Annotated in this window: 21 protein-coding genes; 8 read left to right on the top strand and 13 right to left on the bottom strand. The window is 66.4% G+C overall.

Features of this window, described 5'->3' with window-relative positions; translation table 11 throughout:
- Nucleotides 1-26: 26 nt before the first annotated feature.
- Nucleotides 27-1076 carry a transporter gene (locus tag OOZ63_RS14310; RefSeq protein ID WP_266006206.1) on the bottom strand — a complete coding sequence of 350 codons (1050 nt, stop codon included), beginning with the start codon at nt 1074-1076 and terminating at the stop codon, nt 27-29.
- Nucleotides 1077-1213: 137 nt separating this feature from the next.
- Between OOZ63_RS14310 and lplT the strand changes: the two genes are divergently transcribed.
- Nucleotides 1214-2446: a lysophospholipid transporter LplT gene (gene lplT / locus OOZ63_RS14315; protein ID WP_416234737.1), complete on the top strand. Its 1233-nt coding sequence runs from the start codon at nt 1214-1216 to the stop codon at nt 2444-2446.
- Here the strand turns inward: lplT and OOZ63_RS14320 are convergent.
- From OOZ63_RS14320 to OOZ63_RS14330, 3 genes are read right to left on the bottom strand one after another with little or no spacing between them, the layout of a single operon-like run.
- Complete coding sequence (locus tag OOZ63_RS14320) at nt 2431-3681, bottom strand: glycosyltransferase family 4 protein (protein ID WP_266006209.1); 1251 nt, start codon at nt 3679-3681, stop codon at nt 2431-2433. The genes lplT and OOZ63_RS14320 overlap by 16 nt on opposite strands.
- 53 nt (nt 3682-3734) lie before the next feature.
- Nucleotides 3735-4214, bottom strand: coding sequence for a GNAT family N-acetyltransferase (locus OOZ63_RS14325; RefSeq protein WP_266006211.1), 480 nt, complete (start codon nt 4212-4214; stop codon nt 3735-3737).
- Entirely contained in the window at nt 4215-4565 is a 351-nt protein-coding gene (locus OOZ63_RS14330; protein ID WP_266006213.1) for a gamma-glutamylcyclotransferase family protein, read from the bottom strand.
- 163 nt (nt 4566-4728) lie between these two features.
- Here OOZ63_RS14330 and OOZ63_RS14335 point away from each other — a divergent pair, with 163 nt between their 5' ends.
- A complete protein-coding gene (locus OOZ63_RS14335; RefSeq protein ID WP_266006214.1) occupies nt 4729-5340 on the top strand; it encodes a hypothetical protein in 612 nt (203 codons plus the stop codon).
- 98 nt (nt 5341-5438) lie between these two features.
- Here the strand turns inward: OOZ63_RS14335 and OOZ63_RS14340 are convergent, their stop codons facing one another.
- Complete coding sequence (locus OOZ63_RS14340; protein ID WP_266006215.1) at nt 5439-7103, bottom strand: aminotransferase class III-fold pyridoxal phosphate-dependent enzyme; 1665 nt, start codon at nt 7101-7103, stop codon at nt 5439-5441.
- A gap of 70 nt (nt 7104-7173) precedes the next feature.
- Here OOZ63_RS14340 and asd point away from each other — a divergent pair, with 70 nt between their 5' ends.
- Nucleotides 7174-8040: an archaetidylserine decarboxylase gene (gene asd / locus OOZ63_RS14345; RefSeq protein WP_266006216.1), complete on the top strand. Its 867-nt coding sequence runs from the start codon at nt 7174-7176 to the stop codon at nt 8038-8040.
- 83 nt (nt 8041-8123) lie between these two features.
- Nucleotides 8124-8621: a hypothetical protein gene (locus OOZ63_RS14350; RefSeq protein ID WP_266006217.1), complete on the top strand. Its 498-nt coding sequence runs from the start codon at nt 8124-8126 to the stop codon at nt 8619-8621.
- Here the strand turns inward: OOZ63_RS14350 and OOZ63_RS14355 are convergent.
- The 7 genes from OOZ63_RS14355 to OOZ63_RS14385 all read right to left on the bottom strand — a co-directional run bounded on the left by OOZ63_RS14355 (nt 8596) and on the right by OOZ63_RS14385 (nt 16740).
- The gene (locus OOZ63_RS14355) at nt 8596-11238 is read right to left on the bottom strand and encodes a bifunctional diguanylate cyclase/phosphodiesterase (protein WP_266006218.1); all 2643 of its coding nucleotides are present in this window, start codon (nt 11236-11238) and stop codon (nt 8596-8598) included. The two genes, OOZ63_RS14350 and OOZ63_RS14355, sit on opposite strands and share 26 nt — an antisense overlap.
- Nucleotides 11239-11341: 103 nt before the next feature.
- Complete coding sequence (locus OOZ63_RS14360) at nt 11342-11833, bottom strand: outer membrane beta-barrel protein (protein WP_266006219.1); 492 nt, start codon at nt 11831-11833, stop codon at nt 11342-11344.
- A gap of 130 nt (nt 11834-11963) precedes the next feature.
- Nucleotides 11964-12182 carry a cysteine-rich CWC family protein gene (locus OOZ63_RS14365; protein ID WP_266006220.1) on the bottom strand — a complete coding sequence of 73 codons (219 nt, stop codon included), beginning with the start codon at nt 12180-12182 and terminating at the stop codon, nt 11964-11966.
- On the bottom strand, nt 12182-13714 hold the full coding sequence (locus OOZ63_RS14370; RefSeq protein WP_266006221.1) for a malonate--CoA ligase: 1533 nt from the start codon (nt 13712-13714) through the stop codon (nt 12182-12184). Before OOZ63_RS14370 ends, OOZ63_RS14365 begins: the two co-directional genes overlap by 1 nt.
- 5 nt (nt 13715-13719) lie before the next feature.
- The gene (locus tag OOZ63_RS14375) at nt 13720-14682 is read right to left on the bottom strand and encodes a Bug family tripartite tricarboxylate transporter substrate binding protein (RefSeq protein ID WP_266006222.1); all 963 of its coding nucleotides are present in this window, start codon (nt 14680-14682) and stop codon (nt 13720-13722) included.
- A gap of 59 nt (nt 14683-14741) precedes the next feature.
- Nucleotides 14742-16061, bottom strand: coding sequence for a malonyl-CoA decarboxylase (locus tag OOZ63_RS14380; RefSeq protein WP_266006223.1), 1320 nt, complete (start codon nt 16059-16061; stop codon nt 14742-14744).
- Nucleotides 16051-16740, bottom strand: coding sequence for a GntR family transcriptional regulator (locus OOZ63_RS14385; protein WP_266006224.1), 690 nt, complete (start codon nt 16738-16740; stop codon nt 16051-16053). Before OOZ63_RS14385 ends, OOZ63_RS14380 begins: the two co-directional genes overlap by 11 nt.
- Nucleotides 16741-16971: 231 nt before the next feature.
- Between OOZ63_RS14385 and OOZ63_RS14390 the strand changes: the two genes are divergently transcribed.
- The 3 genes from OOZ63_RS14390 to OOZ63_RS14400 all read left to right on the top strand — a co-directional run bounded on the left by OOZ63_RS14390 (nt 16972) and on the right by OOZ63_RS14400 (nt 19143).
- Nucleotides 16972-18507, top strand: a complete 1536-nt coding sequence (locus OOZ63_RS14390) for a methyl-accepting chemotaxis protein (RefSeq protein ID WP_266006225.1) — start codon at nt 16972-16974, stop codon at nt 18505-18507.
- A 121-nt stretch (nt 18508-18628) separates the two neighbouring features.
- The gene (locus OOZ63_RS14395) at nt 18629-18784 is read left to right on the top strand and encodes a hypothetical protein (RefSeq protein ID WP_266006226.1); all 156 of its coding nucleotides are present in this window, start codon (nt 18629-18631) and stop codon (nt 18782-18784) included.
- Nucleotides 18785-18969: 185 nt separating this feature from the next.
- Nucleotides 18970-19143, top strand: coding sequence for a hypothetical protein (locus OOZ63_RS14400; RefSeq protein WP_266006227.1), 174 nt, complete (start codon nt 18970-18972; stop codon nt 19141-19143).
- A gap of 63 nt (nt 19144-19206) precedes the next feature.
- Here the strand turns inward: OOZ63_RS14400 and OOZ63_RS14405 are convergent, their stop codons facing one another.
- On the bottom strand, nt 19207-19728 hold the full coding sequence (locus OOZ63_RS14405) for a response regulator (protein WP_266006228.1): 522 nt from the start codon (nt 19726-19728) through the stop codon (nt 19207-19209).
- A gap of 306 nt (nt 19729-20034) precedes the next feature.
- On the opposite strand from OOZ63_RS14405, the gene uvrA reads away from it, so the two are divergent.
- The gene (gene uvrA, locus OOZ63_RS14410; RefSeq protein WP_266006230.1) at nt 20035-25704 is read left to right on the top strand and encodes an excinuclease ABC subunit UvrA; all 5670 of its coding nucleotides are present in this window, start codon (nt 20035-20037) and stop codon (nt 25702-25704) included.
- Nucleotides 25705-25707: the final 3 nt, after the last annotated feature.

Consider the following 25707-nt stretch of genomic DNA (forward strand, 5'->3'; position numbering starts at 1 on the left):
CAAGGGCAGCAGGCGTCATGGGCGAATCAGCGCTGGCGCTTCGTTAGCCGGCGCAGCGCCAGCCAGGCCGCCAGCGCGGTGAAGGTGGCGATCAACAGCAGCATCAGCCAGAAGCCATACGAGTGATTGGCCAGCGGGATGCCGCCGACATTCATGCCCATCAGGCCGGCGAACAGATTGATGGGCAGGGCCAGCACGGTGACCATGGTCAGCGTGAACAGACTGCGGTTGTTCTGCTCGGCCACATGAGAGGCTGACTCGTCCTGCAGAAGCTTGACCCGCTCATGCAGCGAGACGATGTCGCGCAGTGCCACCGCGAACTCGTCGTTGACGCGGCGCAGCCGGTCGCGCTCCTCGGCATTGAGCCAGGCCGGCGGGTTGGCCAGCAGGCGCAGCAGCGCGCCCGGCTCGGGCGCCAGCAGGCGCTGCAGCCGCACCGAGAGGCGGCGCAGCCGCGCCAGCTCGTCGCCACCCTCCAATCTGTTGCGGCGCGCCAGCATCGCGTCCTCGATATCGTCGACCTTGTCGCTGGCGCTGCGCACGATGTGCTGCAGCTCGTCGGCCTGGTCGCTGAGCAGATGCTCCAGCAGGGCCACCGGGCTGGCGATCACATCGCCGGCGCCGACTGCGCGGCGCAGCCGGTCCACCGAGCGCAGCGGCTGCACCCGGGCGCTGACGACCAGCCCGGGCTCCAGGCTCAGCCACAGGGTTGCAACGTTCTCGGGGTCGAAGGAGAAATCGAAGGTCACATCGTTGATCACTGCCATCAGCCGCTCGCCCAGCCGTGTGATGCGGGTCGAGCGCGAACCCTCGCGCAGCGACTGGTGGAAGTCGTGCGGCAGGCTGGTGTGGGCGCGCAGCCAGCCATGGGCGCTGGTGTGGGTCAGATTGAAGTGCAGCCAGATGAAGTCGGCCTCGCTGTCGGCCTGAGCCGTCTTGGCGTCGCGGTGCAGCCAATGCTGGGCGGCATCGGTGGCGATGGATCGAGCCGGCTGGCCCGCCTGGAACAGATAGCCGCAGATCAGGCCGTGGTCGTCGGCCGGGCTGGCGAGCGTGGCGGTGGGCGTCGTGTTCATTGTCGGAGCCGGTGCAGGGTGTCGGCGCATCATAGTGACAGGTCTTACCGGTCGATCTGGCCGCGAGGCCGTCGCGAAAGCGTCACGTCGGCGTCATCGCCCTGGCATCTGTGTCAGCGCCAATGGTGGCCATGCGCATGCCGCCGGGTTTTCATCTGCTGATCGCCGCGCAGTTCGCCTCGGCGCTTGCCGACAACGCGCTGCTGATCGTCACGATCGCGCTGCTGCACGAGCAGGGCCTGCCCGCCTGGTGGGCGCCGCTCTTGAAGTTCTCGTTCACGATTTCCTATGTACTGCTGGCGCCCTGGGTCGGGCCGCTGGCCGATGCGCTGCCGAAGGCGCGGCTGATGGCCTGGATGAATGGGGTCAAGATGCTGGGTCTGGTGGCACTGCTGGCCGGCCTGCATCCGGTGGCGGCCTATGCGGTGGTCGGCCTGGGCGCGGCCTGCTATGCGCCGGCCAAGTACGGGCTGGTGACCGAGCTGGTGGCACCGCGACAGCTGGTGGCGGCGAATAGCTGGCTGGAGGTGTCCATCGTTGGCGCGGCGCTGCTGGGCACGGTGCTGGGTGGGGTGCTGGTCAGCGACGGGCTGCGTGCGATGCTGGCTTCGCTGGTGTCGCTGCCCGGGTTGTTGTCCAGCCTGAGCCCCTCGCTGGCGTTGCTTTTGCTGCTCTACGGTCTGGCCGCCGTGGCGCAGCTGGGTGTGCCGGACAGCGGCGCGCGCTATGCCCGCAGCGCCAGCCTGCGACCCGGGGCGCTGCTGCGCGACTTCCTGCGTGCCAACCGCGCGCTTTGGCGCGATGCCGAGGGTGGCGTGTCGTTGGCGGTGACGACATTATTCTGGGGTGTCGGTGCGACGCTGCAGTTCGCGGTGCTGCGCTGGGCCCAGCAGGTCTTGCAGCTAGGGCTGGACCGCAGCGCCTATCTGCAGGCGGTGGTGGCTGTGGGCGTGGTGCTCGGCGCCGCTGCGGCCGGGCGCTGGGTTCCGCTGACGAGGGCGCTGCGGGTGCTGCCGCTGGGTGTGCTGCTGGGCTTGCTGATGGCGGGGCTGGCCTGGGTCGATTCCTTTGCGCTGGCCCTACCCCTGCTGGCCCTTGTAGGAGCGGTCGGCGGCCTGCTGGTGGTGCCAATGAACGCACTGCTGCAGCATCGCGGCTACCAGCTGCTGACGGCCGGGCGCTCCATCGCCGTTCAGGGCTTCAATGAGAACCTGAGCATCCTGGGCATGCTGGCGCTGTATGCCGGCGCGCTGGCGCTGGACGCGCCTTTGCTGCCGCTGATGACGGTGTTCGGCAGCCTGATCGCGTTGGTGATGCTCGCGCTGATGCGCTGGCGCCGAGCCTCAATCGGAATTCAGCAACCGGGTTGAGCTGCCGCGATGTCGGCGCGCGCCGGCGTGGCGGGCAGGGCCCGGCCGTCGATCACCGCCGCGTAGATGGTCTCGACATTGGCGACGATACCGGCCCAGCTCTGCGCCTCGGCGGTCAGTCGCGCGGCCTGGCCCATCGCGCGCAGGGCCGCCGGCGCGCGCGCCAGCAGCGTGGCCTGTTTCAGGAACTCGGGGCCGTTGCCGAAGGGCGCTAGCAGACCATTGTGGCCGGGCTTGATCAGCTGGGACGCGGCCGCATAGTCATAGGCCAGCACTGCCAGGCCGCTGGCCATGGCTTCGGGCGTAACGTTGCCGAAAGTCTCGGTGATGCTGGGGAAGATAAAGGCATCGGCACTGGCATAGTGGGCGGCCAGGTCCTCGCCATGGCGCATGCCGGCGAAGATCGCCTCGGGTAGGCGCTCCTGCAGCTGCTTGCGTGCCGGCCCGTCGCCGACCAGCACCAGGCGTGCGTGCGGCTGCACCTGGCGAAAGGCCTCGAAGGCGTCGGCCAGCGTGGCAAGGTTCTTCTCTGACGCGAGCCGGCCCACATGGATGACCACCGGATCGTCGGCGCCTGCACCCCAGCCCTCACGTAGTGCGGCGCTGCGCCGCAGGGGGTTGAACAGCGCGGTATCGACGCCGCGCGCCACCACGCTGACGCCCTTGAAGCCCAGCTCGTCGAGCTGCTGGCGCAGGCCGGCGTCCGGCACCATCGTGCACTGCGTCTTGTTATGGAATTTGCGCAGATAGACCATGATGGGCTTGTGCAGCCAGCCCACGCCGTAGTGCTTGCTGTAGGCGTGGAAATTGGTGCGAAAGTCCGAGCAGATCGGCAGTTTGAGGTAGCTGGCGGCCTGCAGCGCCGACCAGCCCATCGGGCCCTCGGTAGCGATGTGGACGATGTCGGGGCGGCGCAGCGTCCACAGATTGACCAGGCTTTTCTTCGAGGCCACGCCCATGCGCAGATGCGGGTATCGCGGGATCGGCAGGCCGCGCATCAGCACCTCGTGGAAGCGCTCGTCGTCGTCATCCGACTGCTCACCCTTTAACTGGCGTGGCCGCACCAGCTGCACCGCGTGGTTGCGCGCACGCAGGCCTTCCACTAGGCAGGCGATGGTGCGGGCCACGCCGTTGACCTCGGGGGGATAGGTTTCGGTGACGATGGCCACGCGCAGAAAACGCTGCAGCGGCGGGGCCTCGTCGACCTCGATATCGGTGTGCGCGGGCAGCCTCATGCTGTGCATCATGGGCCGGGATTGCGGCGCTTCGATGACGGCGAGATGACGGTTCAGCGCGGCATCGCTGCCGCCGGCCTTTCGTAGAGCACATCCGGGCAGCGCTCCTCGTTGCCGCTGCCGTCGCTGAACGCGATGGCCACGAAGCCGAAACGCTCGTAGAAGCGCCGCGCGCCGAGGTTTTGCTGGAAGGTGTAGAGCCGTAGTTCCCGGGTCTGGCCGGCGATGATGGGTTGCAGTAGGGCCGAGCCTATGCCCAGGCCGACCGAGGCGGGGCGCAGATAGAGGTGGTCGACCCACTGGCACGCATCGCCCTTGGTGCTTGCGATAAAGCCAAGAAGTTCGCCGCCGTCCAGCGCCAGCGTGACCTGTGCCGAGGGCAGCAAGTGCTCGCGGATCCAGGTGTGCACGTCCGCGTCGCTGTGCGCGAGCGGCGCATAGGGCAGGAAGTGTCGACGCGAGCCCAGATAGAGCTGGGCTATCTTGGCGGCGTCGGCCGGCGTGGCGGCGCGCAGCGCGGTGCGACCGTTCATTCAGTCCGGCGGTGCGAAACGTGCATCGACATAAACCCAGGCCTGCCGCCCCGACGAGAGCTTGGCCAGCACCCGCTTGTAGGCCGCGACCTCGTAGCGGTCGGCGCTGGCCAGTTCGGCCTCGCTGATCTCGAACACCGTGCCCGGCACCCGGCTGGCCGCATCGCCGTTGAACTTGACGATGGGGTGGTGCGTCTTGCCGCTGGTTGCTATGACGTCCGGATCCTCGATGCGCAGCATCGCCATCTCGAACTCGACCAGGTCATCCGCCCGCCCGCCCAGCAGCCGGCCGAAGGTGGACAGCTGGACGTTGTCTTGCTGCAGCGTGCCGTAGGAGAAGAGCAGGGGCATGGTGGGTGCTTGTGATTGCTGGCCAGATGATGCCTTGAACTGCGGGCATCGGAAAGTGCCGCTGGTGCGCAGCGCGCCGTCCGGACCGTCACCCACATTTCACAAAGCATCGTCACCATCCCGCCACGCACGCGCTTGGCGCGCGGGTTCAACAGGAGCGACGGTGAAAGACTTTTTGAAGGCACTCGAGATCCAGCGCTGGGATGACCACCGCTACTACCACCACAGCCGCATCAACCAGTCGCTGCACCTGCTCAGCGCGCTGAGCTTTGTGCTGGCCTATCTGATGCTGTTCAAGGACCCGGCGGTGGCCGCGCTGATCGGCTGGCTGGTCTCGATGACCAGCCGCCAGGCTGGCCATTTCTTCTTCGAGCCCAAAGGCTACGACCATGTGAACAAGGCTACGCACGAGCACAAGGAAGAAATCAAGGTCGGCTACAACCTGCAGCGCAAGGTGGTGCTGATGGCGCTGTGGGCCGCCTCGCCGCTGCTGCTCTATATCGACCCGACCCTGCTGGGTGCATTCGAGCCGGCCGAGGCGCCGCTGGAGTTTGTGCGCCAGGTCGGGATGATGTGGTTGTGGCTGGGTGTGGCCGGCCTGCTGTTCCGCACCCTGCACCTTTTCATCATCAAGGATGTGCAGACCGGCCTGGTGTGGATGAGCAAGATACTGACCGACCCCTTCCACGACATCATGCTCTACCGCAAGGCGCCGCTGCACCTGCTGCGCGGCGAACTGATCGATCCGATGGGACATGCCGCCGAGCGAGGCTGATGCTTATCGTGCGCAACGCACACGGCCGCTTGCCGGGCGTATCGGGAGCGGACTCCTTCACCCGATGCGCCCGGCATTCCGCTTGACCTGCCCTGCCTTCAGAACCGCTCGGCCAGCATCTCCCTGAGGATCTGGCGCTTGATGGTCTTGTTGCTGAGCCCTTCGCCCTGCCACCACCAGCCGTCTTGCTGCATGCGCCGGGCGGCGGCCAGGCAGCGGCGGCAGACCTCGTCGAAGTCGGCCTCGCTGTAGTCCAGGCTGAAGATCAGCCGGCCGCTGCCGACCCAGGACAGCCACAGCCCCTGCTCACGCAGATAGAACTGCAGCATCCAGTTGTAGCGCGAGGGCAGCTCGAAGGTCAGAGTCCAGATCGAGGACAGGTGGGCGGCACGCAGCGGCAGCCCGGCCTCGCTCATCAGGCGGTTGAAGCGCGCGGCGCGCGCGTCCTGCTGCGCATCCAGATTGCGGTAGAGGACCCGCACCTCGGGCTGCTCCAGATGATTGAGAAAGACCGCCATCGCGCCCATCACATAGGGGTGGGCGTTGAAGGTGCCGCGCGCAAAGCAGATGTCTGCCGGCCGCTCCTCGCGCCAGCGTTTCATCAGCGCGGCTTTGCCGCAGACCACGCCCACCGGCAGGCCGCCACCCAGGCTCTTGCCATAGGTGACCATATCGGCCTGGACACCGAAGTACTCTTGCGCGCCGCCCCGCGCGAGCCGGAAGCCGACAAAGACCTCGTCGAAGATCAAGACGATGCCGCGCTCGCTGCAGACCTGGCGCAGCTGCTGCAGCCAGGCGGTGTAGGCGGCGCGGTCGAAACCGGCGCTGCGCGAACTGTCCACCAGGGTCGAGTCGCCCGGCGCGCCGCGATTCGGATGCAGGGCCTGCAGCGGGTTGACCAGCACGCAGGCGATGTCGCGCCGCGTGCGCAACACCTGCAGGCTCTTCTCGTCCATGTCCTTCAGCGTGTAGGTGTCGCGCGGCGGCTGCGGGTTGCCGGGGCCGGGCTGCACGTCCTCCCACCAACCGTGATAGGCGCCGCAAAAGCGCACCAGATGGCTGCGTCGCGTGTGATAGCGAGCCAAGCGCACCGCCTGCATGACCGCCTCGGTGCCCGACATATGAAAGCTCACCTCATCCAGGCCCGAGATCTCGCGCAGCCGCGCGACGTTGTCGGCCACCACCGGGTGGTAGGCACCCAGCAGCGGCCCGAGCTGGGCCACCCGCGCGCTGCCCTCGGCGATGCTGCGCTTGTAGAACTCGTGACCGAACAGATTGACGCCGTAGCTGCCGCTTAGGTCCCAATAGTTATGGCCGTCCAGATCGGTCAGGCGCGGACCGTCGCTGGCCTGCATGAAGCTGCCCAGTTTCAGGTGCTCGCGCAGATAGGGACTGAACTGGAAGGGCACGCGGTAGGCGCCGGTGAACTGCAGATCTGAGATGGCCTCGCGGGCCTCGGCCGTCAGCGCGATGCTCCGGGTATGGCGGCTGTTGAGTTCGGCAGCCAGCGCGGCGAAGCCGGCGCGGCGCCGCTCCTGCACGTCGGCGGGGGCGGCATCGGCGCTGAAGAAGCGTGCTTCGTCATAGGCATAGCCGGGCAGCAAGCCGGCCACCCGCTTGGCCATGCGCGAATGGCCGGCCAACGAGCGGTGCTTGGCGCGTGAGAGCTGCAGGCGCTGGCGCGCGCGTGGCAACGCAGCGAGCAGGGCGGCAGCAGCAGCGGCAATCAGGGTCAGCTGAAGAACAGGCAGGGTCTCAATCATCACGGCTCACCATCGAGATGTCACAGAGGACGGGCAGACTGCATCTGTAACCCAGGCTCTTGACTCCTTGATGAAAGCCATTCAAGCCGCCGCCACCCGCTGGCGCGACCGCCTGCTGCTGCAGGAGGATCTGAACTTCTTGCTGACCAACCGGATTCCCCGTATCGCGGTCAGCCGCTGGATGGGGCGCTTCAGCCGCATCGAAAGCCCGCTGCTAGCGCGTTTGTCGATCGCTGTTTGGCGGCTTTTCACCGAGCTGGACCTCAGCGACGCGAAGCACAGCCGCTTTCGCAGCCTGCACGACTGTTTCATCCGTGAGCTCAAGCCCGGTGCACGGCCATTAGACACCGAGCCCGGCGCCCTCTTGAGCCCTTGCGATGCCATCGTCGGCGCCTGCGGCCGTGTCGAGGCCGGCCAGCTCTACCAGGCCAAGGGCTTTGCGTACCGTATCGAGGACTTGTTCGGCGATGCCGCGCGCGCCGCGCCCTATCTCGAGGGTAGCTTCGTCACCTTGCGCCTGACATCGGCGATGTACCACCGCTTCCATGCGCCAGCCGATCTGCGCGTTGAGCATGTGACTCACATCGCCGGCGACACCTGGAACGTCAACCCAATTGCGCTCAAGCGCATCGAGCGCCTGTTCTGCCGCAACGAGCGTGCCGCGCTGCATGCCCGCCTGGCCGATGGTCGGCCGATTGCGCTGGTGCCGGTGGCGGCCATCCTGGTGTCCAGCCTGCGTTTGCATGCGCTGGACCTGTTGCTGCACACCGGCTATGCCGGCCCGCATGAGCTGCCCTGCGATGCTAGCTATCGCAAGGGCCAGGAGATGGGCTGGTTCCAGCATGGCTCGACCATCCTCGTCTTCCTGCCGCCGGGCCTGGCGCTACAGGTGGGCAGCGGCCAGCGCCTGCGCATGGGCCAGTTGCTTGCCGCTTGAAGCCCGGGGCATCCCCCGGAAAACAAGGCTTGATTCTTGCGGCGAGGCATAGCATGCTCGGGCCGAGGTCCTACACCCCCACCATGCTGCCGCCCACAGTTCTCGATGTTGAAGCCTCCGGATTCGGCCGCGGCAGCTATCCAATCGAAGTCGGTTTCGTCGAGCCCGAGGGGGCGCTGTTCTGCAGCCTGATTCAGCCGCTGCCTGACTGGCAGCACTGGGACGAGCAGGCCGAGGCCTTGCACGGCATCAGCCGCGATGTGTTGCACAGCCGCGGCAAGCCGGCCGACTGGGTGGCCCAACAGATCAACCGTCGCCTGCATGGCCAGACCGTCTATTGCGACGGCTGGGGCCATGACTATCCCTGGCTGGCGCGGCTGTTCGAGAGCACCGGCCAAGTGCCGGGTTTCAAGCTGCAGGATCTGCGCATGCTGCTCAGCGAAGCTGAGGCGGCGCGCTGGCACGAGACGACCCTGCAGGTGCGGGCTGAGCAGAACCTGCGCCGTCATCGCGCCAGCAGTGACGCGCGGGTACTGCAGTTGGCGCTGCAAAGAGTCAAACGGGTGGCGGCGCTGCTGTAGTTGGGCCGCCCCGATAGCAGCCACGCCCGGCTCGTTTGGCCTCGTAGAGCCGGGCGTCGGCCTCGGCCACCATGGTGTCCAGATCGGCCGAGCCGCCGGCGGCCACGCAAAAGCCGATGCTCACGCCTATGCTGAGCTCCAGCGCCTCGATGCTGAATGGCTGGGCGAAAACTCGCAGCAGCTTGGCTGCCACCGCCTCGGCATCCCTTGCCGAGGGCAGGGCCGGCAGCAGCACCGAAAATTCGTCGCCGCCCAGCCGAGCCACCAGATCCTGCGGCCGCAGCGCATGGCGCAGCCGGCCCGCCACCGCCTTCAGCAAGGCATCTCCCACGGGATGGCCGTGCTGGTCATTGATTGGCTTGAAGCGGTCCAGGTCCAGATAGAGCAGGGTCAGCAGGCTGTTGTGCTGACGCGCATGGGCGAGCTGCTCATCGGCGCGTAGCGCGAAGCCGCTGCGGTTGAGCAGCTGGGTCAGAGGGTCGGTCTGCGAGGCGTCGCGCAGCCGCGCCTCTTCGGTGCGGACTTCGGTGATGTCGCGGGCAATGCTGATCACGCCCTCGATCTCGCCGCTCTCAAGCTGCAACGGCGCATAGTGCAGCTCGATGACCAGCGGTGGGTCGGTATAGCGCTTCTCCAGATAGGCGACGCGGCCGGCCAGTGCGGCCTCGATCAGCGGCCTGCTCAGTGCATAGTCGGCCTCGCCCAGCAGCTCGCTCAGGGGGCGGCCCAGCCAGGGGGCCCGCTCGATCTGGAAGCGCTGAGCGAAGGCGCGGTTGAAGAACAGCAGGCGCTGCTCGCAGTCCAGCACGGCAATCATCGTTGCCGCGGCCTCGGCCACAGCCTTCAGCATCGCCTCGCTGCGCTCCCGTTCGTGCTGGGCCTGCACCTGCGTCGAGATGTCGCGCAGCAGCACCGAGACAGTCTCGATCTGCTGGCGCTCGTCGCGATGCACCAGCACTGTGTTGGCCACCGGCACACTCCGGCCCTGAAGGTCCAGAACCTCGCTGCGGCCCTGCCAATAGCCCTGCTGCAAGGCATCGGTCGGTATCGCGTCGAGAAAGCCGCGCTGCTCGATGCTGCGCATGAAGCGCCGAAAGTCCAGCCCGTCCAGCGCAGCATCCGGCGACAGACCCAGGCGCTGCCGGCCGGCCGGGTTCAGATAGCGCAGCCGGCCCTCAGTGTCGAACTGGCAGACATAGTCCGGCGTGCGGTCGAAGATCGCGCCCAGGGTCAGCTCGGCCTGGCGCTGCGCGACCCGCTCGGTGACATCGTCGACCGTGCCGGCTGCGCCGACCACCCGGCCGTTGACTCGCAGCGGCGCCGTGCGCACCGAGAATAGGCGTTGGTGGCCGTCGGGTCTTAGCAACTGGCGCATCGCATTGATGGCCTCGCCCTGGCCGATGCGCTCGCGCCAGCGCTCTCGCACCTGGGCCCGTTCGGCCTCGGGCACCATCTCCAGCCAGCCCCATTCCTGCCGCTCGGCGCCAAAGCCATGCAGGCGCAGATAGGTCTCGTTGGCGTAGACGATGCGGCCCTGGGCGTCGCAGCGAAACAGGCCAAGCGGCGAGGCATTGCTGGTGGCAAGCAGTGCGGCGTCGCGCTCGCGCGCGGCCCGCTGCATGCGGGCCAGCATCAGCGTGATCAGCAAAGCCGCGACCGAGATGACCGCGCTCAGTGTCAGCAGCAGGTTGCGCTGCTCGGCATGGTTGCCCAGGGTCGCGCTGAGGCCCTGGGCCAGCAGCACCTGGATGCCGAAGTCTTCCAGCGTCTCGAAACTGACCAGCCGGGCCAGGCCGTCGGTGGCGGCACCGCTGCTGACAAAACTGCCGCTGGCGCCCGCCAGCGATTGGCGGCGCTTGGGCTCACCGGCAAACAGATCGCGCCCCACGAAACCGACCAGCTCGGGCACGCGCAGCAGGCCCAGACCGTCGCGGCGCAGCAGTGCCACTGCACTCTCGTCACCACGCGAGTAAGGCCGCAGCAGCTCGGTCAGGCGCCGGGTGTCGATCATGGCCACCAGGCTGTGCAGCTCGCCGATCGGCGCGCTCATGCGCATCGCCAGCGGTAGATAGATCGGGCCGCCAGCGCGCAGCTGTAGCGGCGCTCCCAACATCGACCCCTCGGCCTCGGGCGAGGCCAGCAAGGTAATGAAGTCGGCCTCGGGCAGGGTCGCAAAGGGCTGGTCCGGCTGGGCCGGCAGGCGGTAGATGCGACCATCGGCGCTGGCCAGCATCACGTCGACAAGCTCGCGCGAGGTGCCGCGCAGGGTTTCGGCAAGCTGGATGAGCGAGGCATCATTGAGCGGGTCGCCGCGGCTGCGGGTCAGCAGCCACAGATCGAGGGTGCGCAGATTGCCCTCGGCATCGCGCAGCACCGCCTCGGTCTGGGCGGACGCGGCGGCGGTTTGGCTGGCTAACTCGCGCTTGTACTCGTCCATCAGCCGCTGCGGGTAGGCGATGGAGAACCAGGCCACCACGCCCCACAGCATCAGCAGCACCAGGCCCAGCGCGACAAAAGGCCCGGCCGCGAGCAGGCGTTGGCCGGCCCGCGAATCGAGCCAGCGGCCGGGCGCTGACTGGGATGCCGCGCGAGCTGCTGTATCGAGGGTTGAGCTCATCGTGCGCCCATTGTGCCAAGCATGGCAAAAGGCCCGCAGCCTGTTACAGCTGCGGGCCTGGTGTCAGGTCTTGCCAGGACCTTGCCCGGCAGGACGCCAACGATCAGAAGCGGAAGTCGATACCGGCCGAGAAGACCTTGACATCGCTATGGGGCTTTTGGAACTCAACGCGCAGGCCGACTTGCTGGTTCAGCGCGTAGCGACCACCGATACCGAAGAAGGCCTTGGTTTCGCTGTCCTTGATGCTATTGCCGGCGGCCGAAGCCTTGAGTTCGACGCGATTGACACCCAGGCGACCGAACAGGCTGAAGTCGGTGCTCAGCGGAGCCAGGAACAGGGCCGAGGCTTGCACGGCCGAGCCCTTGATCTTGACGCCCTGGACGGTGTCGCTGCCCAGATTGCGATAGCCGGCTTCGAACGCGACACTGGGGGTCAGCTGGTAGCCGCCATAGACATTGATGCCGGTGCTCTTGACCTTGACACCTTCTTCGTGGATTCGAGTCTGGCCGACATCGGTGCCGATGTAGAAGTCGGAAGCGGCAAAAGCCGGCGCTGCCAGGGTGGCGGCCAGGGCCAGGGCGATGATGTTCTTCATGAGAGGATTCCTCCGAGGGATTGTTTTGGACTGCTTAAACGAAAAAACGCCCCCTTTGTGGGAGGCGTGCGGCATTCTCGTAAACCCTAGTATTTTCGGCAAGGCGTTCTGGCGCTTTGGCGCCACACCCTCAGGAGGGATGCAGCACCGACGCGCCTTCCTGCAAGGCCTTCAGGCAGGCAATGCACAGGCAGCGCTGGTAGCTGGCGCGCAGCTGGCTCATCAGCTCCGGCGAGAGGCGCAGATCGAAGCAGTCGCACCTCGCCTCGCCGGCGCCGCAGTGGAAAGGCCCGCCGCAGCGCGGACAGGTCTCGTTGAGGGCAGCGGCGGGTGACGGCGTCGGGTCCATCAGGCAAAGAGCGTCTTGTGCTGCTCGCGCAGTTGGTTCTTCAGCACTTTGCCCATGGTGTTGCGCGGCAGCTCGGCAACGACGAAGACCTTTTTCGGGATCTTGAAGTTGGCTATTTTGCTTTTCAGCGCCGCGATGATGGCTTCGCCGTCCAGCTGCGCCCCGGGCTTGGCCACAACCACGGCCACAGCGCCCTCGCCGAAGTCAGGGTGGGGGAGGCCGATCACCGCCGATTCGGCGATGCCGGCCATCTCGTTGATGTAGCCTTCGATCTCGGCCGGGTAGACGTTGTAGCCGCCCGAGATGATCAGGTCCTTGCTGCGGCCGACGATCGTGAAATAGCCGCGTGCGTCGCGTTTGCCGACGTCGCCGGTCTTGAACCAGCCATCGGCCGTGAACTCTTCCTTGGTCTTTTCGGGCATGCGCCAGTAGCCCGAGAAGACATTGGGGCCGCTGACCTCGATATTGCCGATCTCCTCGTGTCCGCAGTCGCGGCCCTGCTCGTCGCGCACCCGCACGCCGACACCCGGCAGCGCGAAGCCGACCGTGCCGCCCAAGCGATCTCCATCCTCGGCGCGGTAAGGGTTGGAGGTGAGCATCACGGTCTCGCTCATGCCGTAGCGCTCCAGAATGGTGTGGCCCGTGCGGGTCTGCCAGTCCTTGAAGGTCTCCAAGAGCAGCGGCGCCGAGCCGGCGATGAACAGGCGCATAGACTTGCAGGCCGCCTGCGTTAGCGCGGCCTCACCCAGCATGCGCACGTACAGCGTCGGCACGCCCATGAAGACCGTGGCCTCGGAAAAGCGCGCAATCACCGCTCTGGGGTCGAACCTGCTGAACCAGATCATCTTGCTGCCATTGAGCAGCGCGCCATGCGAGGCGACGAAGAGGCCGTGCACATGGAAGATCGGCAGCGCATGGATCAGCACATCGCCCGGTCGCCACCCCCAGTAGTCCTTCAGCGTCTGCGCATTGCTCAGCAGATTGCCGTGGCTGAGCATCGCACCCTTGGAGCGGCCGGTCGTACCGCTGGTGTAGAGGATGGCGGCCAGCTCATCGGCGCGCTTGATTGCCGGCTGGTGCTGGTCGCTCATTGCGGCGGCGCGGTCCAACAGGGTGCCAGTGCGGTCCTCATTGAGCGTGAAGACGTTCTGCGTGCCGGCCTTGAAAGCGATTTTCGACACCCAGCCGAAGTTCTTGCCGGCACAAACCACCACGGCCGGCTCGGCATTGGCGATGAAATACTCGATTTCGGCGGCCTGGTAGGCGGTGTTGAGCGGCAGGAACACGTAGCCGGCGCGCAACACCGCCAGGTACAGCATCAGCGCCTCGACGCTCTTCTCCGTCTGCACAGCGATCCGGCTGCCCGGCGGCAGGTCCAGCGAGGCCAGCAAATTGGCCATCATCGCCGTGGCGCGCTCGATGTCGCGCCAGCTGTAGCTCAGGCCGTGGCCATCAGCGCATTCGACGGCCACGGCATCCAGAGCAGCCGGGAAAGCCGCGCGAAGCGCGGCGAAGACGTTGGCATTCTTCATCTGACTCAGTCCAGCTTCGCTCCAGAGCTTTTCACGACCTCGGCCCAGCGCTTGACTTCGCTGCTGACGAAGTTCCCGAAGGCATCGCCGTACATGCTGGGCACCTCTGTACCCAGCCCATTCCAGGCCGATTTGATGGCCTCGTCGGCAAAGGCCTTGCGCAGCTCGCCCTGCATCGCGGTGATCACGTCCTTGGGCGTACCCTTGGGTGCCCACAGTCCGTACCAGGTGGCAACCTGGTAGGTCGGCACGCCGCCCTCGACACTGGTCGGCACATCGGGGAAGCCGGGCGCACGCTTGTTGGCCGCCACGGCAAGGGCTTTGATGCGGCCGCTCTTGATGTGCGTGGCGGACGAGCCGAGGCCGTCGAACATCATGTCCACCTGGCCGGCGATCAGGTCCTGCAGGGCCGGGCCGGCGCCGCGGTAGGGGATGTGGGTGATGAAGGTCTTGGTCTGCAGCTTGAAGAGCTCGCCGGCCAGATGGTGTGAGGTGCCGTTGCCGGCCGAGCCGTAGTTCAGCTTGCCCGGGTTCTTGCGGATGAATTCCAGCAGGCCCTTCAAATCGGTGGCCGGCACCTTGGCCGGGTTGACGACGATGACTTGGGGCACGCTGGAGATCAGGGCCACCGGCACGAAGTCCTCCTCCAGCTTGTACTCGAGCTTGGGATACATGGACGGTGCGATCGCGTGATGCACCGCGCCCATAAAGAAGGTGTAGCCATCGGGAGCGGCCTTGGAGGCGATGCCGGCGCCGACGGTGCCGCCTGCACCGCCCTTGTTGTCGATGATGAACTGCTTTCCGGTCTGCTTGCTGAGCACGGCGGTAAGCGGGCGGGCGAAGGCATCGGTGCCGCCGCCGGCCGGGAAGGGCACGACCCAGGTGACGGGCTTGCTGGGCCAGCTCTGGGCCTGGACGCCTGTGGCGGCCAAGATGGCGGCGGCGGCCAGCAAGCAGCGGCGTGTCATGGTTTGCTTCATCGGTCTGTCTCCTGTAATTGCCGCGTGTGACGGCTTGTGGATAGGGATCAAAGCAGCGCGGCGACGCCGCGCGAGTAGGCGATCTCGCCCTGAGTGAAAGCCTCGTGATAGCCCTCGATCTTGCCGAGGTCGTACAGATAGTTGACCATCATGCCGCAGCTTTGCTTCAGTCCCTTGGCGGCGCGATTGCCCATCGGGTTGAGCCGCTCCAGTCGGGCGCCGTTGTCCAGATGAAAGCGCGCCACGGGATCGCCCTGCACTCCGGTGGTTTGGCCGACCAGATAGACCGCAGCCAGGCGCTGCAGCGCCTGCTGTGCGGCGCTGTCCAGGCGCGCCAGCGTGTCGGCCTGGCTCAGCTTGGCGAGATCGCCGCCGCTGGCCTGCAGCAGCAGTTCGCGGGCTTCGCGGGCGCGCTCAAGCTGCGGCTTCTTCAGCTGGTTCAGATCGGCTCCAAAGTTGGAAGAAGTGCCGCTGCGCTGCAGCCACGCGGCAAACCCGGGGATCGGCGACAGGGTGCAGAAAGTCTTGAGCTTCGGATGCTCGCGCTGCAGATGCTCGGCCACCCGCTTGATCAGAAAGTTCCCCAGCGACACGCCCTTGAGCCCGGGTTCGCAGTTGCTGATCGAGTAAAACACCGCGACCTTGAACTTGTCCGGCGCCGCGGTCTCGGCCTTCTTGTCGATCAGCGGCCCGATCGCGGCCGGCATCTGCGGCAGCAACGCTACCTCCACAAAGATCAGCGGCTCGTCCGGCAGTTGCGGGTGAAAGAAGGCAAACAGGCGTCGGTCCGGCTGCAGGCGGCGCCGCAGATCGTCCCAACCGTCGATCTCATGCACCGCCTCGTGGCGGATGATTTGTTCCAGCAACTGGGCCGGCGAGTTCCAATCGACCTGTCGCATCTGCAAAAAGCCCGGGTTGAACCAGGAGCCGAACAGATGCAGCAGATCGGACTCTACGCTGCGCCACTCCGGATGTTTGGCCAAGCCGCTGAGCAGATTGCGGCGCAGCCGCACCAGCACACCGGTGGCGCCGGGCGCACGGTTGAGGCGGCGAAACAGTTCCTGGCGCGGCGGCTCGCTGGCACGAGTCAGTGCCAGCAAGTGGGCGGCATTGGGCTGCTCGGCATAGGCCTGGGCCGCCACCAGGACGGCCTGCGGATCGGGGTTGAAGTCCAGGCTCAGGCGCTCGAACAGCTCATCCAGCCCCTCGGGGGGCAGCTTGGCGATCTTGTCGAGAAGCTCGCGCGCCTGGCCCAGGCTGTTGGCCTCGCCGCGTTCGGACAGCAGGCGGTGTGCATCGATCAGCACCTGACGCTGCTGGCGTCTGAGCCCTCGCAGCGCCGAGGCCTGTCTGAGCTCATCCAACATGGTTCACCTCCGCGGGAGCCGTGTGGCTCATCGCCTGCAAGGCGCTCAGCTGGGCTAGCAGATGGGCTTGCATCTCGGCCTCGGCGCGGGCTGCGTCGCCGGCCAGCAGTGCGGCCAGCAGGCGGCGGTGCTCGGCCAGCGAGGCCTGCAGCCGGCCCGGCGACTTCAATTGTCGGCCGCGCAGCAAGCGCAGGAACTTGCGCAGGTCGCCGGTGGCGCGTTCCAGCCAGCGATTCGCCGCCAAGGTCTGCAGCAGGCTGTGAAAAACATGGTTGACGCGGTAGTAGCCGTCGATGTCACCGACCTGCGCGGCCAGCTCCAGCTGGTCGTGCAGTTGTTGCAACTGCAGCAGTTGGGCCGGCGTGGCCTTGCGCGTGGCCTCGAAGGCGCAGCGCCCTTCCAGCATCGCCATCACCGGGAACAGATCGTTGGCGTCGGCGTCGTGCATCTCGATCACGCGGCAGCCCTGGCGCGGTACAAGCTCCAGCAGCCCCTCGGCCACCAGCACCTTCAGCGCCTCGCGCAGCGGCGTGCGGCTGATCGCCCATTGCTCGGCCAGCGCCCTCTCGTCGACCAGCGCGCCCGGCGCCAGCTCGCGCTCGAAGATCATCGCGCGCAGGCGCGCCGCCACCGCATCGTGCATCGAGCTGCCGCGCAGGGGAAGATCGGAGCTGTTCATGGGCTAAGGCAAATTGGTGATTACATAATTACAGCCTTGTGCAGACCCCGCATCGGGGTAGACCCGAGGGGGCTCCGAGCCGCGATATCGGCGGCGCTTGTGACTTAAAACCGAGCCAAGGGGCGACCCGACCCGAGATCAGTTGTTTGTGCGCGTCTCGCCCTTGCGCCGGGCCGACGCTTACACGCATAGTGGCTGCGCGGTGATCGCGACGATGAGAAGGGGACAGTCATGGGCAATCTGATGTTGGCCACCCGTTTGCGCCTGGCGGTGCTGGTGGTGGTGCTCGGCTTCGTGGCCCTGGTGCTGCTGCTGACCTACCGGGCTTCGAGCAGTCTGTTGGGTGTGAAGATGCTGACCACGGTGGATCAGGTCAAGCTTGGCGAGAAGATCGCCCGCGAACATTACGACAAGGCCAAGTCCGGCGCGATGCCCGAGGCCGAGGCCAAGGCCGCCGCGGCGGCCGCGATTGGCAAGATCCGCTACTCGGGCAGCGAGTACCTGTGGATCAATGACATGAGCCCGCGCATGGTGATGCACCCGATCAACACCAAGCTCGATGGCCAGGACCTGAGTCAGAACAAGGACCCGAACGGCAAGCGCCTGTTCATCGAGTTTGTCGAAGTGGTCAAGGCCAGCGGCTCCGGCTATGTCGACTATCTGTGGCCCAAGCCCGGCGCCAAGGACCCTGAGCCCAAGCGCAGCTATGTGCTCGGTTTCGAGCCCTGGGGCTGGGTGATTGGCTCGGGTGTCTATGTCGACGACGTCAAGGCCGTGGCGCGCCAGGACGCGGTGTTCACGCTGGTGCTGGTGCTGCTGGCCGGCGGCCTTGCGCTGGGAGGGGTGGAGCTGTTCGTGCGCGGCTTGCGCAAGCGCCTTTCCAGCATGCAGGCCTTGATGCACGCGGTGGCCGGTGGCGATCTGCGTGCTGACATCCAACCCGGCCGGCCCGATGAGCTGGGCCTGGTGCTGCGCGAGGTGGTGGCCATGCAAAAGCGCTTGACCGAGCTGGTGGGGGCGATCCGTGAGGCCACCGAGTCGATCGGCCATGCCTCCAGCGAGGTGGCGCTGGGCAGCCAGGATCTGTCGTCGCGCACCGAGCAGGCTGCCTCGAATCTGCAGCAGACGGCGGCCTCGATGCAGGAGCTGACTCAGCAGGTGCGCCACTCGGCCCAGGCTGCCGACCAAACCAATGCACTGGCCGACACGGCCGCCGGCCAGGCCCGCGCCGGCGCGGCGGCGATGCAGGAGGTGGTGCGGACGATGGACGGCATCTCGGACGCAAGCCGCAAGATCACCGACATCATCAGTGTGATCGACGGCGTGGCCTTCCAGACCAATATCCTGGCGCTGAACGCCGCTGTCGAGGCGGCCCGGGCCGGCGAACAGGGACGGGGCTTCGCGGTGGTCGCGGCCGAGGTGCGCAGCTTGGCTCAGCGCTCGGCCCAGGCGGCCAAGGAGATCAAGGCCCTGATCACCGATTCGACCGAGCGAGTCTCGGCCGGCAGTCAGCAGGTCAGCCGTGCTGGCGACACCATGGGCGACATCCTTGGCGCGGTGCAGCGGGTCACGACCACCGTCAGCGAGATCAGCCAGGCCAGCACCGGTCAGTCCGAGGGCATTGCGCAGATCAACCAGGCGGTGGCCCAGCTCGACGACATGACCCAGCAAAACGCCGCCCTGGTCGAGCAAACCGCGGCGGCTGCTGAGTCGCTGAAACAGCAGGCCCAGCAGCTGACGGCGACGGTGGCGGTGTTCAAGATCTAGATGGTGGCGCCGGCGTGACTGTCTGGATGGCTGGCGCGCTGATGCGCAATAACGCCGTCTGACCGAGGCTTCGGTGCGGCGTCTGCCCGACGGCTGCGTCAGCCCGCATCACGGCCCGGCCATGGTCCAGCTGTTCAGCCATCACCCGCAGGACTACGAGCTTGGGGGCGCCTGGGACAGCCTCGAACTGCCGTTGCAGTGCCCGCGCGGCGAAGGCCGTGAGCTGCCCACGGCCGGAACCGGCGAAGCGATTCGCACCCGCTGCCCCGCGCGGTGATCGCGACGATTGCCGGCTGCGGCCACGCGCTGACGCCCGATTCTCCAGAGCAGTTCGCGCTGGCGGAGCGGCTTTTCTGTGGGATGTGAGGCGGCAGTCGAGCGGGTGTCAAGTCGGGCCGCATCGCCTATAAATGCAAGGCGGCTGCGCTGGGGGCGAGCCGGTCGAAGCAGGAGGCTGGCGATATGGTCAAAGCGAAGCAGCAAGCGATCGGCAAGATGCCCGTGGCCCAAGCGCTCTGGCCTGCCGAGGAAGTGGCGCCACCCCGCAAGGGTACGCCCGCTGCGCAGCCTGCTGCCTCCAAGAAGGTCTGGGGCTACATCAAGAAAACCGATCTTCAAGACAGGTTCAAGAGATGATGTCAGGACTGTGTTGAGTCCCTGACATCTTGGCGACGTTGGAACCGCGCCCGGATCCCTTGATCAATTCAACCCCGGCAACTTCAGCCACCGATGCAGCCGGGTGCGAAGCGCGACGAAGTCCAGCGGCTTGGTCAGGTGCTCGTCCATGCCGGCGTCCATGCTCGCCAGCACATCGGCTTCCAACGCGTGGGCGGTCAGGGCCAGGATGGGGAAGGCGGGCAGCTGGCCTTCGCGCTGCAGCTCGCGCAGACGGCGGGCGCATTCGAGACCGTCCATGCCCGGCATCTGGATGTCCATCAGTACCAGATCGGGCGGCGATTCCAGGCACAGCGACACGGCTTCCAGGCCGTTCTTCGCCAGCCGGCTCTGGACCCCCATCAAGGCAAGGAACTCCAGCGCGACGACCTGGTTGATGTGGTTGTCCTCGACGAGCAGCACGGTGGGCAGCGCAGTGGCTTGTTGCGGCCGTGAGGCGTCGTTGTGCTCGCCCGGGCTCAGCGGTCCCGACTCATGGCCCGGCTGCGCCAGCAGCGGCGCCATCAGGCCCGGCCTGTGGATATTGATGAGGGTTGTTGTTTGCATTGATTGATAAGCCTCGAAGCTTCCCATCCATCCCGTCGCTGAACTCCCGGCACCTGCGGTGCATCCCGCCGGCGATGTGGCTCCCAAGCCTATCGCCACCGGGCCCCCGGCGCCTCCTTGGATTTAAGGGTTATCCCTTATTTCTTGGGTGGAGGTCCGGGCGTGGGGTCAATTGTTGCCTGTCGAGCGTCCCAGCGCAACGCCCAGGGGCCCTGCACTGCGGGCCTTGACATCGGCCCTCCTGACAGGATTGTGCCGCTCGCTCCCTAGAATGTCCGGTCTCCTCCCTGCCAAGGCTGCCAAGCAATGTCCGAAGGTCTGATCCGCATACGCGGCGCGCGTCAACACAATCTGAAGAATCTGGATCTGGACATTCGCACGGCGGAGCTGACGGTTGTCACCGGCCCGAGCGGCTCGGGCAAGTCCAGTCTGGTGTTCGACACCCTCTATGCCGAGGGCCAGCGCCGCTATGTCGAGACCTTCAGCGCCTATGCGCGCCAATTCCTGGACAGGATGGACCGCCCGGCAGTGGACAAGGTGGACGGCGTGCCGCCGGCCATTGCGATCGACCAGACCAACCCGGTACGGACCTCGCGCTCAACGGTCGGCACGATGACCGAGTTGAACGACCATCTGAAGCTGCTTTATGCCCGTGCTGCTGAGTTGTTCGATAAGCAGACGGCGCAGGGTGTGCGGCATGACACGGCGCAGACGATATACGCCGAACTGCTGGCGCGAACAGCTGCAACTGATCCCAGACTGATACTGACCTTCCCGGTCGAGTTGCCCGGAAACACCACGCCCGAGCAGATCGAGCAGTGGCTGTCGGCCAGCGGTTTCACGCGTGTGCAGGCCGAACGGGAGGTGGGCACGCCGACCGGGCCGCGCAAGGTGCTCGACGTTGTGGCGGACCGCTTCCGCATTCAGGGCGCCGACAAGCAGCGCGCGATGGAGGCGATCGAGCTGAGCCTCAAGCGCGGCAGCGGCCGCATGAATATCTACGCGGTCTCGGCCGAGGAGGGGGCCGAGACCGAGCTGTGGCGCTATTCGACCGGCCTGCATTGCCCTGACAGCGACCTGCGTTATCAGGACCCGCAGCCGCCGCTGTTCTCCTTCAACTCGGCGATGGGCGCCTGCGAGACCTGCCGCGGCTTCGGCCGCGTGATCGGCGTCGACATGGGCCTGGTGATCCCGGACGAGAAGAAGACGCTACGCGGCGGCGCGATCAAACCGATGCAGACGCCGGCCTGGGAAAGCTGCCAGGCCGACCTGATGAAGTACGCCGGCGAGGCCGGCATCCCGCGCGACACTGCCTGGATGCAGCTCAGCGCGGCCCAGCGCGACTGGGTGGTCGAGGGCTCGCCGAACTGGAGCGGCAACTGGAACAAGCAGTGGTACGGAGTCAAGCGCTTCTTCGAGTACCTGGAGAGCAAGGCTTACAAGATGCACATCCGCGTGCTCTTGTCCAAGTACCGCAGCTACACGCCCTGCGGCACCTGCGGCGGCGCGCGGCTCAAGACCGAGGCGCTGTTGTGGCGTGTCGGCTCCAAAGCCCTGGCCGATAGGGTGCTGCCTGCCAAGCAGCGCATCATGCCAATGGGTGTCGCTTGGCAGCGCGACCAGCTCGAAGCCCTGCCGGGCCTGAACCTGCACGACCTGATGCAGCTGCCGATCCACCGGCTGCGCGCCTTCATGGACGAGTTGCAGCTGCCCAGCACCCTGCTGGACGATGCGCTTAAGCTCTTGCTCGACGAGATCCGCAACCGGCTCAAATATCTGGTCGATGTCGGCATCGGCTACCTGACGCTGGACCGCCAGAGCCGCACCTTGAGTGGTGGCGAGGTGCAGCGCATCAACCTGACGACGGCGCTGGGCACCTCGTTGGTCAATACCTTGTTCGTGCTGGACGAGCCCAGCATCGGCCTGCACCCGCGCGATATGAATCGCATCGTGCAGGCGATGCACCGACTGCGCGATGCCGGCAACACCCTGGTGGTGGTCGAACATGACCCGGCCGTGATGCTGGCGGCCGACCGCCTGATCGATATGGGCCCTGGCCCCGGAGAGAAGGGCGGCGAGATCGTGTTTGACGGCACGCCCGAGGCTATACGTGCCGCTGACACCTTGACCGGCGCCTATCTGGGCGGGCGCAAGCATGTGGGCATGGGGTTGAAGCGCTTGGTAGAGGCCAGCACGCCGAGGCTGATCCTTGAGGGCGCGCGCGAACACAACCTGCGCAATGTCACGGTCGAGTTCCCACTGCAACGCATGGTGGTGGTTACCGGCGTCTCGGGCTCGGGCAAGAGCACTTTGATGCAGGACGTGCTGTACCCGGCGCTGGCCCGCCATTTCGGCCTGGCCACCGAGACGCCCGGCACCCATGACCGGCTGCTGGGCGCCGACTGGCTGTCCGGCGCGGTCTTCGTCGACCAGTCGCCGATCGGCAAGACTGCGCGCTCGAACCCGGCCTCCTACGTCGGTGCCTTCGACGAATTGCGCAAGCTGTTTGCCGATGCGCCGATGGCGCGCGAGCGCAGCTACACGGCCGGCATGTTCAGCTTCAATGCCGGCGACGGCCGCTGCCCGACATGTGGCGGTTCGGGCTTCGAGCATGTCGAGATGCAGTTTTTGTCTGATGTCTATCTGCGCTGCCCCGACTGCGATGGCCGCCGTTACCGCGGCGAGATGCTGGATGTGAAGCTCTTGCGCGGCCCGCGCGAGTTGAGCGTGGCCGATGTGTTGGACTTGACCGTCAGCGAGGCGGTGGGCCTGTTCAAGGACGACCGCGAGGTCGTCGCCAAACTGCAGCCCATCGTCGATGTGGGCCTGGAATACATCAAGCTGGGCCAGCCGGTGCCCACGCTGTCGGGCGGCGAAGCCCAGCGCCTGAAGCTGGCTGGGTTTCTGGCCGAAGCCGCCAGCACCGCCAGCAAGACTCGACAGGCCGTTGCGAAGAAAGGCACGCTGTTCCTGTTCGATGAACCGACCACCGGCCTGCATTTCGACGATATCGCGAAGCTGATGCGGGCGATGCGAAAGCTTCTGAGCGCAGGTCATTCGCTGATTCTGATCGAGCACAACCTCGATGTGATACGCGCTGCGGATTGGTTGATCGACCTCGGACCCGAGGGCGGCGAGCAGGGCGGCGAGCTGGTCTGCCAGGGCACGCCTGAGGAGGTCAAGGACCACCCGACATCGCACACCGCGCTGGCGCTGCGCGAGTACGCCGCGCACATGGACCGGCCGGCACTCGCGTTGGAGGAGGGGGTGCCGCTGCAGACCGTGGTGCGGGCGCGCCGCAAGGCTCAGGACGAATCCATCCGTATCGTCAATGCGCGCGAGCACAACTTGAAGTCGGTGGATGTGTCTATCCCGCGCGGCAAGTTCAATGTGATCACGGGCGTCTCTGGCTCGGGCAAGTCGACGCTGGCCTTCGACATTCTGTTCAACGAGGGCCAGCGCCGCTACCTGGAGTCGCTGAACGCCTATGCCCGCTCCATCGTGCAGCCTGCCGGCCGGCCCGAGGTGGACGCGGTCTGGGGCATTCCGCCCACCGTCGCAATCGAGCAGCGCCTCTCGCGCGGCGGTCGCAAGAGCACGGTGGCCACCACCACCGAGGTCTGGCACTTCCTGCGACTGCTCTATGTGAAGCTGGGTGTCCAACACTGCGTCCACGACGGCACGCCGGTCAAGCCACAAAGCGTCGAGTCTATTGCTGCCCAGCTGCTGCGCGATCACAGGGGCCAGCATGTGGGCCTTTTGGCGCCGCTGGTCGTCAATCGCAAGGGCCTGTACACGGATCTTGCCAAATGGGCCAAGGCGCGCGGCCACACCCATCTGCGTGTCGACGGAGAGTTCCTGCCGACGGCGCCCTGGCCGCGCCTGGATCGCTTCAAGGAACATACGCTGGAGCTGCCGGTCGGCGATCTGGTGATACGCCCCGACAACGAGGCCCAGCTGCGCGAGCTGCTGGCGAAAGCGTTGGACCTGGGCAAAGGCGTGCTGCACCTGTTGAGCCCGCTGGACGGCCTGCACGCGGCGATTGCCGACGGCCAGAGCACAACCCAGATCGGCAGCGTCAAGGTGTTCTCGACCAAGCGTGCCTGCCCGAGCTGCGGCACCAGCTATGGCGAGCTTGACCCGCGCATGTTCAGCTACAACAGCAAGCACGGCTGGTGCACCAGCTGCGTGGGGACAGGTCTTGCCCTGACCCGCGAGCAGCGTAAGGCGCTGGATGATTCGGTTCAGGACAAGGACAACAAGGGCCGCGAGCAGAGCTTCCCGTCCGAGGAGGCCGAGGTCGAGGGCCTGGTGGATCAGCCTTGCCCGGATTGCCAGGGCTCGCGCTTGAACCCGTCCGCCCGCGCTGTGACCTTCGAGGATCAGGCCATCAGCACGGTGGCCGGCTGGAGCGTCAAGGATGCACGTGCCTGGGTCGAGGCGCTGGAACTGAGCGGCCGCGATGCCGACATCGCCCGCGATGTGGTGATCGAGATCAAGGGCCGGCTCGAGTTCCTCGAAGAGGTGGGTCTGGGCTACCTGACGCTGGACCGCGCCGCGCCGACCCTGAGCGGTGGGGAAGCCCAGCGCATCCGCTTAGCCGCCCAGTTGGGCAGTAATCTGCAGGGCGTCTGCTACATCCTCGACGAGCCGACCATAGGCCTGCACCCGCGCGACAATCAGATCTTGCTGAAGGCGCTCGGCACGCTGGGCGACAAGGGCAACACCCTCGTGGTCGTCGAACACGACGAGGACACGATACGCCGGGCTGACCACATCATCGACATCGGTCCCGGTGCCGGCAAGCGCGGCGGCCGCGTTGTCGCCGAGGGCACGGCGGCCGACCTTGCGCTGCAGCCCGACTCGATCACCGGCCGCTTCCTCGCCCATCCGCTGCTTCACCCGTTGCAGGCGCGGCGCGAGATGGTCAATGGGGCGCCGAAGCTGCGCGTGCTCGACGCGACCCTGCACAATCTTCAGCAAGTCAGCATCGATGTGCCGCTGCATCGCCTGGTCGCGATCACCGGCGTATCCGGCTCAGGCAAGAGTACGTTGGCGCGCGATGTGCTGCTGGCCAATATGGCCCAGGCCGTGCCGCTGCGTCGCGCCCCCAACCCATGGATTGGCTGCGCCGGCATCGAGGGTCACGAGCAGGTGGACCGGGTGTTGGAAGTCGACCAGACACCGATCGGCAAGACGCCGCGCTCCTGCCCGGCCACCTATATCGGCTTCTGGGATGCGATCCGCAAGCTCTTCGCCGAGACGCTGGAGGCCAAGGCACGTGGCTATGCGCCTGCGCGCTTTTCTTTCAATACCGGGGAGGGTCGCTGCCCCGGCTGCGAGGGACAGGGCATGCGCACCATCGAGATGAGTTTCCTGCCCGATGTGAAGGTGCTCTGCGACCAGTGCCACGGCCAGCGCTTCAATCCCGAGACCCTGGGCGTCAGCTGGCGCGGCAAGAGCATCGGCGACGTTTTGGCGATGGAGGTCGATGAGGCGGTTGAGTTCTTCGCGGCCATGCCCAATATCGCGCACCCGCTGCAATTGCTGAAGGATGTGGGCCTCGGTTATCTGACCCTGGGCCAGCCTTCGCCGACCCTGTCGGGCGGGGAGGCGCAGCGTATCAAGTTGGTGTCCGAGTTGGTCAAGGTGCGCGACGACGTCACGCGCCGCGGCCAGAAGGCGCCGCACACCTTGTATGTGCTGGACGAGCCGACCGTGGGCCTGCATATGGCCGATGTCGAGAAACTGATCCGTGTGCTGCACCGGTTGGTGGCCGGCGGGCATTCGGTGGTAGTGATCGAGCATGACCTTGATGTGATCGCTGAAGCCGACTGGGTCATCGACCTGGGCCCTGAGGGTGGCACGGCCGGTGGGCGCATCGTCGTGGCCGGCACGCCGGAGCAGGTGGTGGCGTCGGGCTCGCATTCGGGCCGCGCGCTGGCGCCGGTCTTGCTGCGGGGGCAAGCCGCCTGAAGC

The sequence above is a fragment of the Paucibacter sp. PLA-PC-4 genome, from assembly GCF_026241155.1.
GTDB lineage: Bacteria > Pseudomonadota > Gammaproteobacteria > Burkholderiales > Burkholderiaceae_C > Roseateles_E.